Source organism: Apibacter sp. (assembly GCF_025291155.1).
Lineage (GTDB): Bacteria > Bacteroidota > Bacteroidia > Flavobacteriales > Weeksellaceae > Apibacter.
The window spans coordinates 1-15704 of sequence record NZ_JAMBJZ010000050.1 but is presented as its reverse complement, the minus strand read 5'-3'; the positions used below and the strand labels follow the sequence as shown (position 1 = coordinate 15704).

The following is a 15704-nucleotide window of genomic DNA, read 5'->3' as shown; positions in this document are numbered from 1 at the left end:
CGGAAACATTATCTGGTGTATCATTGTTGTCAACTATTACAAAATAAAAAATTCTATACCATTTTTTATCAACGACTAGTTGTACCATAATTACTTCCAAATCGTTGCTAGTACCTACAATACCTGCTGTTGGTGGTGCCGATAAGGATTGATTTTTTCCGGCATTTCCATACACACCATCATCTAAATCTGCAAAATTATTTGGAGCTATTACTATATTTGAACCTGAAGTAATGGTTGCACTGGCTAAAGTCGAATACCAAACTTTGACAGGAGATGATGATATATTTACTAGCCGAGGATTATAAGTAACAGTACCAGAAGCTCTATTAGCATTGTCTAATAAATATATATCCAGCCTTATCTTTCCATCAAGGACTGGTAAATTATTAATATATTTACTTAAAAAATAGTCTGGCAAATTGTTATGACTTCCCCAATAACCAGTAGGATCTCCTATACTTGGATCAATATTTGGGCTAATATAAGCTATTTTTTCACCCACCGCTAAATCGTCTCCCATACCCACTTTTGCACTACAATTTTGTCCACCAATTTTAATTTCAAAAGTAGTGGTATTAGGACTGGAACTTGTTGGCGTACCTGTAATATTATACTGTATAACACCACTTCCTTTATTCAAATGTCCTGGATCAAGAGTGGCTGTTAAGCCATTTATCGGGCCTATTTTTTGTGCTCCGTATATACCTTGGTTTCCTCCTGTATAAGGTACTGTCATAATACCGTTATAAGGAACATTTAAAGTATATGTTCTCGGATTAATCAACACGGAATTACACGTAATACTTTCTACACTTGCTGAAATCAGTGGACGTGAATCTAACGTAACCCATTGATTTCCTATCCAAACTGTATAACCAGTATAAGGAAAGCTATCATTTGCTCCATCATTATAAACTAATAAGCCCTTAGCCGGTTTAGGAATAGTTGTGCTATCAGTAGATGAGATTAAAGAAACACGAGGGCCTAAAAAACCTTTTTTATATCCAGGATTTAAATTGTCAACATTTATTTCAAAAATTGAAGAAGAATCTGGGGTATTGGTTCCTATACCTACACTTCCATTATTAGTAATTACAAAATCATTGGTTTGCTGAGCAGGAGTAGGGTCACCCACTTTCGGATTATCCTTGGCTCCATCTACATGGAAGATAGCTTTGGGGTTATCTGTATTTACGCCGACTTGGCTATATACGGATAAAGTAATTAATAGCATTCCTAAAAAAATAAATTTAGTTTTCATACATTGAGATTATTTATTAAAAGATTATTAATGTAAAAGTGTTTTAATGATATAAATAATTTTAAGGTTTTTATTTTAGTTTTTAAGTGTTTAAATAAAATTATGCATATAGAGTAATATTAGTGTTAATTGAATTATAATAATAATTATTTCAAATTTAATTATTTATTTTGAAAATAAATTAATATATTTATAAATTATGTGATTTTTTTTTATAAATGTTAAATTTTTTTTATTTTATTAAAACAATATATTTAAGATTTAAATGAAGAATTTTAGTAAATTCTTTATGAATGAAACTTATCTATTTTATAGATAAATTAAAAAAACTTATAGGCTCTTGTATAAAAAAAATAATTAAAAATCATTATAGAATTAAGGTAGAGAGTCAATTTTTTTGAAATTTAATTACAATTTATAATTATTGTTTTTTTATAAAGTACAACATTGAATATTTAAAATCTAAGATAATTCGGAGTACTTAATTTATAAATTCATTTTTTTTCTAATCTATTTCTAATCTTGTATTAACGTAAATATAACCTGGGTCAAATCGTCCTTTAATATATAAGAAATAATTTTGTTTTGAAGACAAAAATAACACTCTTATAATGCGTAAATACGGTTTATTATTCGTCTGCATTTTCATAACAAGCATAACATTTGCACAAACAGCAGAAGTTATACGTTTGACCCAATCGCAGGCAGAAGCCTTGTTTCTTAGGCAAAATTTACAATTATTAGCCGAAAAAATGAACATCGATGCAGCCGAGGCATCCATTGTACAGGCAAAATTATGGGATAATCCTAACTTTTCCTTAGGCGATGTAAATTTATGGAGCACTAAATCTCAGCGAGAACAAGAGCAAATTCCGGCACTTTTCGGAAAATTTGCTAAAAATACAGAATTTACCATGGAGCTCAGCCAACTGGTAAAAACGGCAAGAAAAAGAGGTAAATTGATAAATAGGGAAAAGGTTTCAAAAGAAATAGCTGTGCAGGAATTTGAAGAAACCCTACGAGGCTTAAAACTAGAAGTTAGAAAATCACTCCAAGAGATCCTATATTTACAGTCTTATCAAAAAATACTCAGTCATCAGCAAGAGGCCCTTTCAAGGCTGGTTGCTGCCTATAAAAATCAAGTAGCTCAAGGGAATATAGCCAAAAAAGACCTTATACGCCTCCAGTCATCACAACTCGAACTAAATGGAGAAATCTATGAAGTAAAAAACAATTTCAATGAACAACAGAAAATTATAAAAAGTTTGTTGAATATTCCACCCGTTAATACAGTTGAAATAATAGAGGAAAACAATGAAGTTAAAAATCCGGATGATATATTATTACCAAAAATTTTAGAAGAAGCATCAGAAAGCAGACCCGATATAAAAATAGCTAATTTGCAGATCGATTACTTTGACAAAGATCTCATATACGAAAAATCACAAAAAGTACCGGATCTTACCTTTGCTGTAAACTACGACCGCATCAGCGCACCCTGGAAAGATTTTATAGGGTTCGGAGTAAGCTTTGATCTTCCTTTTCTAAACAGAAATCAAGGAAATATAAAAATAGCCCAGGTAAACAAAGAACAAAGTAAATATCAAGCCCAACAAGTAGTAAATACAGCACAGCAAGAAATTTCGGAAGCCTATAATAACTATTCCGCAACCTATCATTTATTTAAAGATATTCAAAAAGAAAATATCTCCGATGATTTAGACTCAATGCTTGATGCCTATACCAGAAATCTAATGAGCAGAAATATAAGTATGCTCGAATTTATAGACTTCATTGAAGCATATAAAACCAATAAAGAAACCCTACTAAATACACGCAAAAATCTATATACACAATTTGAAGAATTACAATATACCGTTGGAAAAGAAATAAGATAAATCCCATGAAAAAAAATATTTACCTACTTTCAAGTCTGGCACTTGCGTTATCCTGCACCGGTGTCAAAGATAAAGACACAAAAGTTCAGGACGATCCGGCAATAAATCAGTCTTTCTTAAAGCATGTAAAGACGATAAAAGCAGAATTAAAGCCACAAGAAGAGGAGCTTACGCTTACAGGAAAAGTAGAATACGATCCGGATAAGATTGTAAACTATGTGCCCTTGATAAATGGAGTAGTAACAAAAACATATTTTTCATTGGGAGATCAGGTAAAACGCGGACAAGTTTTGGCAAATGTCAAAAGTTTGGAAGTTAACTCATTACATTCCGAAAAATCTAGTTTGCAATCTGAGTTGGAAGTTGCAAGAAGAGAATTGAAAAGCGCTGAATCCATGTATAAAGACAATATGTTGTCAGAAAGTGAATTAGTAGAAGCAAGAGGAAAAGTAAAACAAGCGGAAGCGGCCTTAAGAAGAGTTCACACAGATATGTCCGTTATAGGCTCTAACAGTAGTGGAGCTTCTTCAATCCTTTCTCCGATGAGCGGATATATAATCAGCAAAAATATTACCTCAGGAAGCACTATTTCCCCCGACGCAGAGCCAATATTTACAGTTGCAGACCTTAGTAAAGTATGGGTAATCGCCAATGTATATGCAAGTAATTTACAATTTGTGAAAGTAGGAATGCCGGTAGAAATGACCTCTTTGTCTTATCCGGGAGAAGTGTTTCAGGGAACCATACAATCCGTATCCCAAGTTTTCGATACCGAAGAAAAAGTATTGAAAGCTCGAATTATCATGGAAAATTCAGATTTAAAATTTAAGCCCGAAATGTCCATGACTATAAAGCTAAAAAACAATACCGAAAATATGAAAGTTTCCATACCAATAAGCGCTCTTATTTTCGATGATGATAAATACTACGTTATTGTAGAAGAATCCAAAGAAAATTTCAAAGTAAAAGAAGTGCAGCTTCAAGGTCACAATGAAGAAACGGCCTATGTATTATCTGGGCTTTCCGAAGGAGAAAATGTGGTGGTAAAAAATCAATTACTCATTTATTCAGGATTAAAAAACAAATAACAAAACATGCATAAGTTTGTTGAAAAATGTATAGCTTTTTCATTAAGGAATCACCTATTGATACTATTTCTTAGTGTAATACTTTTTATAGCGGGAATAGTATGCTACATAAACACACCTATTGAAGCATATCCCGATGTTACCAACACAAGGGTAAGAATCATAACTCAATGGCCCGGAAGAAGTGCCGAAGAAATTGAAAAGTTCGTAACGCTTCCCATAATGAGGGAAATGAATACCATTCCTAAAAAGACTGATGTACGATCTACCTCACTTTTCGGCTTATCGGTGGTTACTGTTATTTTTGAGGATGGAGTAGACGATTTTTTTGCCCAACAATATGCCTCAAACCGTATGCAGGACCTGAACCTACCCGAAGGCGCAGATCCTTCTATAGAACCGCCTTCCGGCGCTACCGGGGAAATCTACCGATACACCCTTAAAAGCGATTTGCCGGTTCGTGAAGTTTCCGCACTCAATGAATGGGTCGTAGAACGAGAGCTATTATCGGTTCCTGGGGTTGCCAGTATTGTAAGTTTTGGAGGAGAAGAAAAATGCTATGAAATAAAAGTTAATCCTACAGAGTTGTCAAATTACGGACTTTCTCCTTTAGAAGTCTATGAAGCAATTTCCAAGAGCAATATAAATGTGGGAGGAGATGTTATCCAGAAAGGGAGCCAGGCTTACGTGGTGCGAGGCGTTGGGTTATTGGATAACATTAAGGATATTGAAAATATATTGATTGAGGTAAAAGGAAGCACTCCGATACGAGTAAAACAAGTGGCAACAGTTTCTGTTTCGTCAAAACCACGATTAGGACAAGTAGGTTTTGATGATCGAGACGATGTGGTTCAGGGAATTGTAGTGATGCTAAGAGGACAGAATCCCGGAGATGTTATCAAAAATTTGAAAGTAAAAATTGCAGATTTAAATGATCGAATTTTACCCGAAAATGTAAAAATAGAACCTTTTTTGGATCGTACCACCTTAGTCGATGCAACGGTACATACCGTTATGAAAAACTTAATTGAAGGTATAACGTTGGTATCCATAGTTGTATTTATTTTCTTATTCAATTGGAGAACAACAGTAATTGTAGCAACTGTAATTCCGTTATCTTTTTTATTTGCCATTATTATGCTTCGCATACAGGGGCTACCGGCCAATCTTATCTCTATGGGAGCACTCGATTTCGGATTGTTATTAGAAGGTACCTTGGTTATCGTGGAAATTATATTTGTCTCGATGGTAAAACGGACAGAAGAGCTGGGAGGAGAGCGTTTCATAAAAACTTCGAAAGGTGGTCTCATTAAAAAAAGCGCTGGGGGAGTTGCTTCTCACATATTCTTTGCACAAGTGATTTTAGTAGTTGCCTTGTTTCCAATCTTTTCATTTCAGAAAGTGGAAGGAAAGATGTTTTCACCCTTAGCCTTCACATTAGGATATGCCTTATTAGGCTCGCTAATTTTATCTTTGACCTACGTACCGGTAATGTGTAAGGTATTACTTACAAAACCGGTTAAAGAAAAAACGAATCTGATTAGTAAGACCTTCTCTTCAGGACTATATAAAATTTATGAATTTGCCTCTCGTCACCGCAAAGGAAGCATTATTGCATTTTGCATACTACTCCTCTTATGTGTCATCCGATTTAGCTTTTGGGGGACAGAATTTATCCCAAGTATGAATGAAGGCGCTATTTACATACGAGCAACTCTGCCCAACAGCATTAATCTTGACGAATCTGTGAAAATTACTAAACAGATGAAGAAGAAGCTGAGAAGCTTCGATGAAGTACAATTTGTATTATCGCAAACAGGACGTCCCAATGACGGTACAGACCCTACCGGATTTTTTAATATAGAATTCCATGCACAACTAAAGCCTGAAAATCAATGGAAAAAGAAAATAAAGAAAGAGGAACTAATCCGAGAGATGAAAGATTCCTTAGATATTTATCCCGGTACGGTTTTCGGATTTAGTCAGCCGATTCAAGATAATGTAGAAGAATACGTAGCGGGAGTAAAAAGTTCACTCGTAATTAAAATATATGGAGATGACCTCCAAAATCTAGAACAAATTGCAGATAAGGCGGCCTCCGTCATTGAAAAAGTGAAAGGAGTAGAAGACGTAAACGTATTTAGGAGCATCGGATTACCCGAATTGCAAATACGATTGTCTGAAGATCGCATGGCACGTTATGCAGTTTCAATGGCTGACGCTCAGGCAGTGGTAGAAATGGCTATTGGAGGAAAAGCAGCAACCCAATTTTACGAAGGAGAAAAAATATTTGATGTAAGAGTTAGATTTCAAAAGGAATACAGAGATAACGAAGACAAGATCGGAGAAATTTTAATTCCGACGATGGACGGAAAACATGTGCCTTTAAAAGAAATTGCTGATATAAAATTTGTAACCGGTCCCACCTTTATTTACAGAGATGGAAGCAGCAGATATATAGGAGTTGGATTTAGTGTTCGCGATCGTGATTTAGGATCTACGATCAAAGAAGCGCAAGAAAAAGTAAATCAAGTAGTTAAGTTAGGTCGCGGTAATCGTATGGTTTGGGCAGGAGAGTTTGAAAGCCAACAAAGAGCGACTCAACGATTGATGATTATAGTTCCTTGTGCATTAATATTGATATTATTCTTGCTTTATATGAATTTCAGAACCATCAAAGATACTTTGATTGCTGCCAGTGCAATGCCTTATGCTTTTATCGGAGGATTTATTTCCCTTTGGCTGACCGGTACTATTTTTGGTATTTCAGCAGGGATAGGCTTTATTATATTATTTGGAATTACTGCCATTGACAGTATTTTGCTAATAGCCCTAATGAAGAAAAAGATGAATACGACGGGAAATTTAAGACTGGCTATAGACAGTGCCGTAAAAAGCAGAATACGTCCCGTATTGATGATTGCCCTTATGGGTTCCATGGGATTGCTACCTGCAGCCATGTCCAATGGAATGGGTTCAGAAGTACAAAAGCCATTGGCAATTATGATTGTTGGAGGTATTATAATATGTATGCTTTTATCTTTTACTATTTTACCACAAATTTTTTACTTTGCTTACAGAAAGAAGCGAAGAATTAAATCATAAAATAGTAACTTTAAGAAGCAAAAAATTAAAATATGGAGTTGTTATTGATTGAAGATAATAAGAAGATCAGTGAGTTTATGGTCAAAGGGCTGGAAGAAAGCGGCTTTTCGGTAACATTGGTAGAAAATGGAGTTGATGCCAGAAGACGTTTACACGAACCCGGTTGGAATATTATCTTGTTGGATATTATGTTGCCAGATATTGACGGAATGGAATTGTTACAATATATTCGATATAAAAAAATAACTACTCCTGTTTTAGTGATTAGCGCATTGGGAGATCCCGATGATAAAGTTAAAGCATTAAGTTATGGAGCCGATGATTATCTAACCAAGCCTTTCCATTTTAAAGAATTAGTAGCACGAATCTATGCCTTGGACAGAAGACGTAAAATAAATTATGATTTATCTAAGGACATTCTGGTATGTGGAGATTTAAAAATGTATTTGGATGAGCATAAAATTTTAAAAGGAGACAAAGAGATCATCCTTACCATTCTCGAATTCAAATTGCTCAAATTCCTGATGGAAAACAAAAATAAAGTAGTCACTCGCACCCAAATTCTCACCAGCGTTTGGGGAATTAACCATGATATAAACACAAATATAGTAGATGTGTATATTTCCTATTTGCGAAATAAAATTGACGGAGAGGACGAAAAAGATAAAATCATAGAGACCATTAAAGGAAGAGGATACCGTATTAAATCTTTATAAAATCATCAATGAAAATACAAACACGACTAAGCCTACTCAGTTCCGGTTTTTGGGGAATCGTTTTTATCGTGGTTGCTCTCCTTATTTTCGGATTTTACAAAAGAAGCATTGAAAATTCCGTATACAGGAATCTGGAAAAAACTGCTCAAATTATCGGATATTATTTTTTTGAAGAAGACGAAATAAGTGTTAATGAATTTCAGAAAATAAAAAAGCAATACGAAAAAATTAATAATCCGTATTTTGAAATTTATGACGATCAGAACCAACTAAAATACGGAACCGTTCGCGATATATCTGAAAGTCTAATCGATGAAATACGATCCAAAAAAAGACTCACCTTTTCCACCCCAAATTTTTTATGCTACGGGATGTATTATAATGATAACGAAGGAAATTTTGTTATCATCGTTAAAGAGAATAAACATGATGTGTATCAATACATTAATCCCCTAATTGGAATTTTGGTCTCCGCCTTCATCTTAGGATTATTAGTTACCGTTTTATTAAATCGATGGATTGCCCACATAGCCTATCGACCGATACGGGAAGCTATAAATCAGGTAAAGAGTATGTCTCCCGGAGAAAACATGGAATTAAAAACAAGCGGTAAATATGTTAAAGACGAATTGCATGACCTTACCGATACCTTTAACAAACTGCTCAGAAAAATATCCGATTCAATCAAAATACAACAAAATTTTGTCAGCTATGTTTCTCATGAGTTTAAAACACCATTGGCTGCCATACAAGGAAATTTGGAGGTATTTTCCATGAAAAATCGTACCCCCGAAGAATACCATAAGCTCACACAAACACTGATGGAAGAAATACATCAGCTACAAGAAATACTAGATATTTTACTCATCGTATCTGATTTGCGTAAGAATACGGATATTTCAGAACAAATACGCATAGACGAACTTATTTTTGAAATTATAAAACGTGTTTCCGATAAATACCCCGATTGTAGCGATCTTATAGATTATACCTTAGATATAACCACCGAGCATGTAGAACTTCTTTTCATAAACATTGATAAAACACAGTTATTTATAGCATTGTTTAACTTAATCGAAAATGCGGTTAAATTTTCCCAAAGAAAATTAGTACACATTAAGCTCTACAAAAGAGACCAACGATTGCATTTGTTGATACAAGATCACGGAATCGGAATTCCGGAAAGGCAGTTAGATGAAATAAGTCGTCCTTTTTATCGAGCAGATAATACCGGCAAAGTTTCAGGGATGGGAATAGGATTGTCCATAGCATTACGCATATTAGAAAAAAACAATATACACTATACAATTAAATCCGAAGAAAATCAAGGAACTCAAATAACCTTGATATTTAATGGAGTAAATAGAGAATAATTCACAATCGTATTAGTTCAAACTGTTAATTGTTAAGTCAAAAAGTAAGCATTCTTCGGGTAACCGTTAATTTAGTAAGCAAGGTGGAACTGAAATTAATTCGCCGTTCCAAATTATAACGGAAACCCTTCCGTATAGGTTTGAAATTTGTTACAATAGAAGTGAAGTAGGAGAGAAGGATATATTCTTACGATGGGTCTTCCATTTTAAATTTATATTTTGCGAGGTTCATCTTAATTTAAATCCTTACTTTTGAAGTGAATTTTTGAATGAAACGAAGAAACTATATCATGAATAAGTATCAAAACCCATTAGAAAGCCGATATTGTAGTGATGAAATGTTATATAATTTTTCGCCGGAAAAAAAATTTACTACCTGGAGGAAACTGTGGCTTGCTTTGGCAGAAATACAAAAAGAATTAGGCTTGGATATCTCGGATGAGCAAATTAAAGAGCTTAAAGATCAAGTGAACCACATTGACTATGCAAAGGCCAATGAATACGAAAAGAAATTTCGTCATGATGTGATGGCGCATGTACATGCTTATGGAGATGCAGCACCGGCTGCCCGTCCTATCATTCACTTAGGGGCTACTTCTGCCTTTGTAGGGGATAATACGGATCTTATTCAAATACGCGATGGTTTTGAGCTAATAAAGATAAAATTGGTAAATGTAATTAAAGGATTGCATTCATTTGCCCTTACATATAAAGACCATCCGACCTTAGGATTTACACATTTTCAACCGGCACAATTAACAACCATTGGAAAACGGGCCACTCTTTGGTTGCAGTCTGTATTGTTAGATTTGGAAGACTTGGAATTTCGCCTACAAACCTTGCGTTTCAGAGGTGTTAAAGGAACGACGGGTACAGCTGCCAGCTTTAAAGAATTATTTGACGGAGATTTTTCAAAAGTTAAAGAGCTGGATAGGAAATTGTCCGAAAAATTCGGATTTAAAAAAGTTTTTAAAGTAAGCGGGCAGACCTATGACCGTAAAATAGATGCCCAAGTGTTGGAAGTGCTTTCCAATATAGCCCAGTCGGCACATAAATTTACCAATGATTTACGTTTGCTGCAAAGTTTAAAAGAAATAGAAGAACCTTTTGAAAAGAACCAGATCGGTTCCAGTGCTATGGCTTATAAACGCAATCCGATGCGTTCCGAAAGGATTTCTTCCCTAGCTAAATTCGTTATTTCCTTAGCAACTTCACCCGCGATGGTGGCCGCTACGCAATGGTTTGAACGAACGCTAGACGATTCGGCTAATAAAAGATTGAGCATTCCGCAAGCATTTTTAGCAACAGATGCCCTATTGATTATTTGGAATAATATTTTAGACGGCTTGGTTGTATATCCTAAAATGATTGAAAAACATATTAATGAAGAGCTTCCGTTTATGGCTACCGAATATATAATTATGGAAGGAGTAAAAAATGGAGGAGACCGTCAAGAGCTTCATGAAATAATCCGTAAGCATTCCATGGAAGCAGCAAAAACGGTTAAAACAGAAGGAAAGCCCAATGATTTACTTGATAGAATCTTAACTGATGAAAAAATAAATATTGATAAAGAAAAATTGATGCGGATTGTAAATCCATCTAATTTCATTGGTTTTGCACCTGAGCAAACAGAAGAATTTTTAGATGAGGAAGTCAACCCGATATTAGTAAAATACCAACATCTTTTAGGGATAAATTCCGATTTAAAAGTGTAAAATTTATATACTGAACGACCACTAAGGCAGCTGTGATTTAAATAAATAATTTAAACTAAACTAAACTAAATATTTCCATTCGATTTGCTTAGTCTTAAGCAAAATAAAAATATCAGGTTGCCTAGTGGTTTTCAGTGGTGAAAAACAACATCTATCATAATTTTAAGTTTCCGTACCTGTTTCTTTATAAAATTCTTTTAAGAATTTCTCCATAAAACGATGTCTCTCTCTTGCCATTTCTTTGGCAATATCTGTATTCATCAAATCTTTCAACTTCAATAGCTTCTCGTAAAAATGATTGATCGTACAGGATGTATTTTTTTGATAGGAACTGCTTTCTGTATACTCCATAGGCTTTTCTTCCGGATTAAACAATGCACGGCCTTTACTGCCTCCATAAGCAAAAGCCCGGGCTATTCCTATCGCACCGATAGCGTCTAATCGGTCGGCATCCTGAACGATTTTAGCCTCTATAGTGGATGGTGGGGTGTTGTGTCCGCCCTTGTAAGAAACTTCTTGTATAATCTTTAGAATTGATTTTATATAAGTGTCTTCATAACCTAAGGAAGACAATAAGGGATATACCGTTTCTTCAGTACGATCGATTCCATTGTGGAGCTTATAATCTCCAATGTCATGCAACCATGCAGCCAATAAAACCTTCGAACGATCCGCCGGCTCATAAAGCAATATTTTCTCAGCATTGGTCACAACTCTTTCCATATGCCAATAGTCGTGGCCGCTATTATCTTCGAATAGCTTTTTCTTAATATATGTTTGAATGATTTGTATCGATTTCTCTAATTCCATAGCTAAATTTACTATTTTTTAGCAAAATTAATATCCCATAAAATTTCGATTTTGCGATTTGTTCCTAGCATTTGTTCCTGATAAATCTTACAAAGAAGTTCTAAATACTTAATTTTTCCGCTATAAAAAAGCACCCAAATTATTTATGGGTGCTTATTATCGTTTTTAAATTATTTTGATAGATATTGGGTTGGTTATCCGCTGAAGACTCCCATATCGATAAATTTATTTTGTCTATGTTCTACCAATTGGTCTGGAGACATTTTAGATAATTCTTTAAAGGCTTCTAGGACTTGATTTTTAAGAGAATCAAATGCTTTTTGAGGGTTATAATGTGCACCACCCAAGGGTTCTTTAATGATTCCGTCGATGATTCCCAATTTTTGAGAATCTTTCGGTGTTAGGCGAAGATTTTCGGCAGCAACTTCTTTATATTCCCAGCTTCTGAATAAGATAGAAGAGCAGCTTTCCGGGGAAATCACAGAATACCATGTATTTTCCATCATGTATACTTTGTTTCCTACTCCAATTCCTAAAGCGCCTCCACTGGCTCCTTCTCCAATTACCACGCAAATAATAGGCACTTTAATAAGGCACATCTGAGAGATGTTATAGGCGATGGCTTCTCCTTGACCTCTTTCTTCGGCATCTAATCCCGGATAGGCCCCCGGAGTGTCGATTAAGGTCAAAATAGGAATGTTAAACTTTTCGGCAACCTTCATCAAGCGTATTGCTTTTCGGTAACCGTCAGGATTGGGCATACCGAAGCGACGATATTGTCTTTCTTTGGTATTTTTTCCTTTTTGTTGTCCGATAATCATAAAGGTTTTTCCGTCTATTCTTCCTAATCCACCGATCATGGCTTTATCATCCCCGTAATTACGATCTCCGTGTAATTCTATAAAGGTATTGTCCGTAATAGCATTACAATAATCTAAGGAGTAGGGGCGAGACGGATGGCGGGAAAGTTGTACGGTTTGCCAAGGAGTTAGGTTATCGTATATTTGATGTTTGGTATTTTCAATTTTTTTTTCGATTTCTTTACATGCGGAATTTATATCGATGCCGCTTTCAAGACCTAGCTCGATACATTTTTTTAGCTGGTCTTCCAATTCTTTTATAGGCAATTCAAAATCTAAATATTCCATTTTATGAGTATTAGTGACTAAAAAATATACTAACTTTTAAATAAATTAAATTCAAATCTCATTTTTGAAACTACTTAGAAAAGGGTATTTTCAAAAATAATCTTCCAATTAATTACAAATCCAAAATACCTTCGGGTAAAGTCATTGAAATGTATTGGTCAATTTTATTTACTTCAATAATCCAATCATTTATAACGGGAATGTAAATAAATTTATTGTTCGCTAGTTTGATGACAAAAAGAGCTTGTGCGCTGTTGTCATTTATTTCCACGATTTCACCTATCTTTTGCAGATTTTCATCTACTAAAGAAAAATTTATGACCTCGTGATAATAAAATTGCTTTCCTTTCAATTCAGGTAAGGTATCTAAAGGAAGATACAGCTCGGTTCCTATTAAGTCTTGTAAATTGATAGATGAATCTTCAAATTTTACGCGAAGTGAATCTTTAGTATAAAGTTGACATTCATTTAGGAAAAAAGGAACCGGCATTTCATTGATATTAATAAATACCGATTCCAAATTATGGTAAGCTTCAGGTTCATCGGTGTCAATTTTAACTATCAGATGACCCTTTAGACCATGAGGTTTAGTGATTGTGCCTAGATAGTAACAATCTTCTAATCGCATGAATCTATATTAAGCTTTTGGTTCTTCTTTTGTTTCTGCCTGGGCGTCTGTAGCTGCTTCATCTTCTGCGATAATAGCTTCTACTACTTCTTCGGCATCATTGGCTTCCGCTTCTTCTGCTTTTTGTTGTGCAGCAATACGGCTTTCGTTTACTTTTCTTTCCGCTTCAAGCCTTTCTTTCTTCGCTTGTTGTTTGGAAGATGCTAATTTGTCTTTTTTTGCTTGAATGGCTTTTTCTTTTTCTTCCAACCAAGCTTGGAATTTTTTCTCTGCCTCTTCAGCGGAGAAAGCTCCTTTTTTTACTCCCCCGTTTAGGTGCTTTTTCAATAAAGCTCCTTTGTATGAAAGGATAGATTTTGCTGTGTCTGTAGGTAAAGCTCCTTTTTCTAACCAACTAACGGCTCTGTCAACATTTAGTTCGATAGTTGCCGGATTGGTAGTAGGAACATAAATTCCTAATTTTTCGATGTTTTTACCATCTCTTTTTGCTCGTGAATCTGCCACAACAATGTGGAAAACCGGTTTTCCTTTTTTACCGTGTCTTTGTAATCTAATTTTTACTGCCATATTTTTTTGTTTCGGGATCCCGTCCCCATTAATATTAAGTTTGCAAATATACGACTAGTTTTAGTATCACTGCAAATTTTTGTGTATAATTAAATTATTCGGGAGCTTGTTTGCTTTTCGAGAAATGGGCATCCCAACCTTGTGCGTTTAAAGGAATGCGTTGGGTATTGCCTTTGGTTATAAGTACATTTTCTTGATTTTCAGTTGCATGCCCAATGATGGTGAAATTAGGGTTATGTTTGATTTTATCATGATCTTCGATAGGTATGGTAAATAAAATTTCGTAATCTTCGCCGCCGTTTAAAACACCGGTTACAGGATTAATACCAAATTCTTCTGCTGTAGTGATCACTTGGCTGTCCATGGGGATTTTTTCTTCATAAATGGAAAAACCTACCTTGCTTTGTTGTGAAAGATGGATGATTTCTGAAGCCAATCCGTCAGATATATCAATCATTGAAGTAGGATGTATATCCATTTCTTTAAGCAGGGATTTGATTTCTGTACGTGCTTCGGGTTTTAGTTGTCTTTCCAGAATGTAGGTATAGCTTGATAAATCGGGTTGGAGATTAGGATTAACCTTAAATACGGAATTTTCGCGTTCCAAAACCTGCAATCCAAAATAGGCGCCGCCTAAATCACCGCTAACTACGAGAAGATCGTTAGGTTGGGCCCCTTTTCTATAAACGATTTCCTCTTTATGGGCATAGCCAATGGTGGTGATATTTATTACCAATCCTAAATGTGAGGAGGCTGTATCTCCACCTACCAAGTCTATAGAATAATGTTTACACGCCAAATGCATACCTGTATATATTTCTTCCAGAGCTTCTACCGGAAAACGATTGGAAACAGCAATGGAAACTAGTATTTGTTCCGGGGTTGCGTTCATGGCTACTAAATCACTTAATCCGATCACTACTGCCTTATATCCGAGATGTTTTAAAGGAGTGTAAGCTAAGTTAAAATGTATATTTTCCAATAACATATCGGTTGAGACCAATACCTTTTTGTCTTTAGGGTCTAATACAGCGGCATCGTCTCCCACACCTTTTAGGGTAGAAGTATTTTTAGGAATAAAATTATTGGTCAGATGGTCGATAAGTCCGAATTCACCATACTCTGAAATAGAAGTTTTATATGGGTTTTTATTATCAAGCATTTTTTAGGTATCTTTTTTTATTTGAGATTTGATTTTCGAATTTACGGTTTTTCTATGTATATGAAGAAAGGATTGTTTTTCGATTAAAAAAATATTTAATTATGAAATATTATTAGGATTGCAAAAAATATGCTTTTTATGAATGAAAATTCATAAAAAGCTATGTTTTCTTATTTCTATTAAATTAAAAAATCCATTGATTTACAATGGATTAATTTTTGAGGCTG

12 protein-coding genes are annotated in these 15704 nt (G+C 34.8%); 6 read left to right on the top strand and 6 right to left on the bottom strand.

Annotated elements, in window-relative coordinates:
• Positions 1 to 1264 (bottom strand): hypothetical protein (locus tag M3Z80_RS06150; protein WP_293918561.1); only part of this gene is annotated, 1264 nt, incomplete at its 3' end.
• A gap of 611 nt (positions 1265 to 1875) precedes the next feature.
• Between M3Z80_RS06150 and M3Z80_RS06145 the strand changes: the two genes are divergently transcribed.
• The 6 genes from M3Z80_RS06145 to purB all read left to right on the top strand — a co-directional run bounded on the left by M3Z80_RS06145 (position 1876) and on the right by purB (position 11162).
• Positions 1876 to 3162, top strand: coding sequence for a TolC family protein (locus tag M3Z80_RS06145; protein WP_293918559.1), 1287 nt, complete (start codon positions 1876 to 1878; stop codon positions 3160 to 3162).
• A 5-nt stretch (positions 3163 to 3167) separates the two neighbouring features.
• Complete coding sequence (locus M3Z80_RS06140) at positions 3168 to 4250, top strand: efflux RND transporter periplasmic adaptor subunit (RefSeq protein WP_293918557.1); 1083 nt, start codon at positions 3168 to 3170, stop codon at positions 4248 to 4250.
• Between the two features lie 6 nt (positions 4251 to 4256).
• Positions 4257 to 7355, top strand: a complete 3099-nt coding sequence (locus tag M3Z80_RS06135) for an efflux RND transporter permease subunit (protein ID WP_293918556.1) — start codon at positions 4257 to 4259, stop codon at positions 7353 to 7355.
• Positions 7356 to 7387: 32 nt separating this feature from the next.
• Complete coding sequence (locus M3Z80_RS06130; RefSeq protein WP_293918554.1) at positions 7388 to 8071, top strand: response regulator transcription factor; 684 nt, start codon at positions 7388 to 7390, stop codon at positions 8069 to 8071.
• Between the two features lie 8 nt (positions 8072 to 8079).
• Entirely contained in the window at positions 8080 to 9444 is a 1365-nt protein-coding gene (locus M3Z80_RS06125) for a sensor histidine kinase (protein WP_293918552.1), read from the top strand.
• A gap of 290 nt (positions 9445 to 9734) precedes the next feature.
• Entirely contained in the window at positions 9735 to 11162 is a 1428-nt protein-coding gene (purB, locus tag M3Z80_RS06120; protein ID WP_293918550.1) for an adenylosuccinate lyase, read from the top strand.
• Positions 11163 to 11324: 162 nt separating this feature from the next.
• Here purB and M3Z80_RS06115 read toward each other — a convergent pair whose 3' ends face one another.
• From M3Z80_RS06115 to thiL, 5 genes are all read right to left on the bottom strand, one after another.
• Positions 11325 to 11972 (bottom strand): HD domain-containing protein, encoded by a 648-nt coding sequence (locus tag M3Z80_RS06115; protein ID WP_293918548.1) that lies wholly within the window; start codon positions 11970 to 11972, stop codon positions 11325 to 11327.
• Positions 11973 to 12166: 194 nt separating this feature from the next.
• Positions 12167 to 13120, bottom strand: coding sequence for an acetyl-CoA carboxylase carboxyltransferase subunit alpha (locus M3Z80_RS06110; RefSeq protein WP_293918546.1), 954 nt, complete (start codon positions 13118 to 13120; stop codon positions 12167 to 12169).
• Between the two features lie 112 nt (positions 13121 to 13232).
• Positions 13233 to 13748: a ribosome maturation factor RimM gene (rimM, locus tag M3Z80_RS06105; protein WP_293918544.1), complete on the bottom strand. Its 516-nt coding sequence runs from the start codon at positions 13746 to 13748 to the stop codon at positions 13233 to 13235.
• A 9-nt stretch (positions 13749 to 13757) separates the two neighbouring features.
• Positions 13758 to 14315 carry a 30S ribosomal protein S16 gene (locus M3Z80_RS06100; RefSeq protein WP_293918542.1) on the bottom strand — a complete coding sequence of 186 codons (558 nt, stop codon included), beginning with the start codon at positions 14313 to 14315 and terminating at the stop codon, positions 13758 to 13760.
• Between the two features lie 94 nt (positions 14316 to 14409).
• Positions 14410 to 15477: a thiamine-phosphate kinase gene (gene thiL / locus M3Z80_RS06095; protein WP_293918540.1), complete on the bottom strand. Its 1068-nt coding sequence runs from the start codon at positions 15475 to 15477 to the stop codon at positions 14410 to 14412.
• Positions 15478 to 15704: the final 227 nt, after the last annotated feature.

Bases quoted from the DNA above. Each gene is read 5' to 3' on its own strand.
- M3Z80_RS06125 (WP_293918552.1), top strand. From the start codon at position 8,080: ATGAAAATACAAACACGACTAAGCCTACTCAGTTCCGGTTTTTGGGGA.
- M3Z80_RS06140 (WP_293918557.1), top strand. From the start codon at position 3,168: ATGAAAAAAAATATTTACCTACTTTCAAGTCTGGCACTTGCGTTATCC.
- purB (WP_293918550.1), top strand. From the start codon at position 9,735: ATGAATAAGTATCAAAACCCATTAGAAAGCCGATATTGTAGTGATGAA.
- M3Z80_RS06100 (WP_293918542.1), bottom strand. From the start codon at position 14,315: ATGGCAGTAAAAATTAGATTACAAAGACACGGTAAAAAAGGAAAACCG.
- M3Z80_RS06145 (WP_293918559.1), top strand. From the start codon at position 1,876: ATGCGTAAATACGGTTTATTATTCGTCTGCATTTTCATAACAAGCATA.
- thiL (WP_293918540.1), bottom strand. From the start codon at position 15,477: ATGCTTGATAATAAAAACCCATATAAAACTTCTATTTCAGAGTATGGT.
- M3Z80_RS06110 (WP_293918546.1), bottom strand. From the start codon at position 13,120: ATGGAATATTTAGATTTTGAATTGCCTATAAAAGAATTGGAAGACCAG.
- rimM (WP_293918544.1), bottom strand. From the start codon at position 13,748: ATGCGATTAGAAGATTGTTACTATCTAGGCACAATCACTAAACCTCAT.
- M3Z80_RS06130 (WP_293918554.1), top strand. From the start codon at position 7,388: ATGGAGTTGTTATTGATTGAAGATAATAAGAAGATCAGTGAGTTTATG.
- M3Z80_RS06135 (WP_293918556.1), top strand. From the start codon at position 4,257: ATGCATAAGTTTGTTGAAAAATGTATAGCTTTTTCATTAAGGAATCAC.
- M3Z80_RS06115 (WP_293918548.1), bottom strand. From the start codon at position 11,972: ATGGAATTAGAGAAATCGATACAAATCATTCAAACATATATTAAGAAA.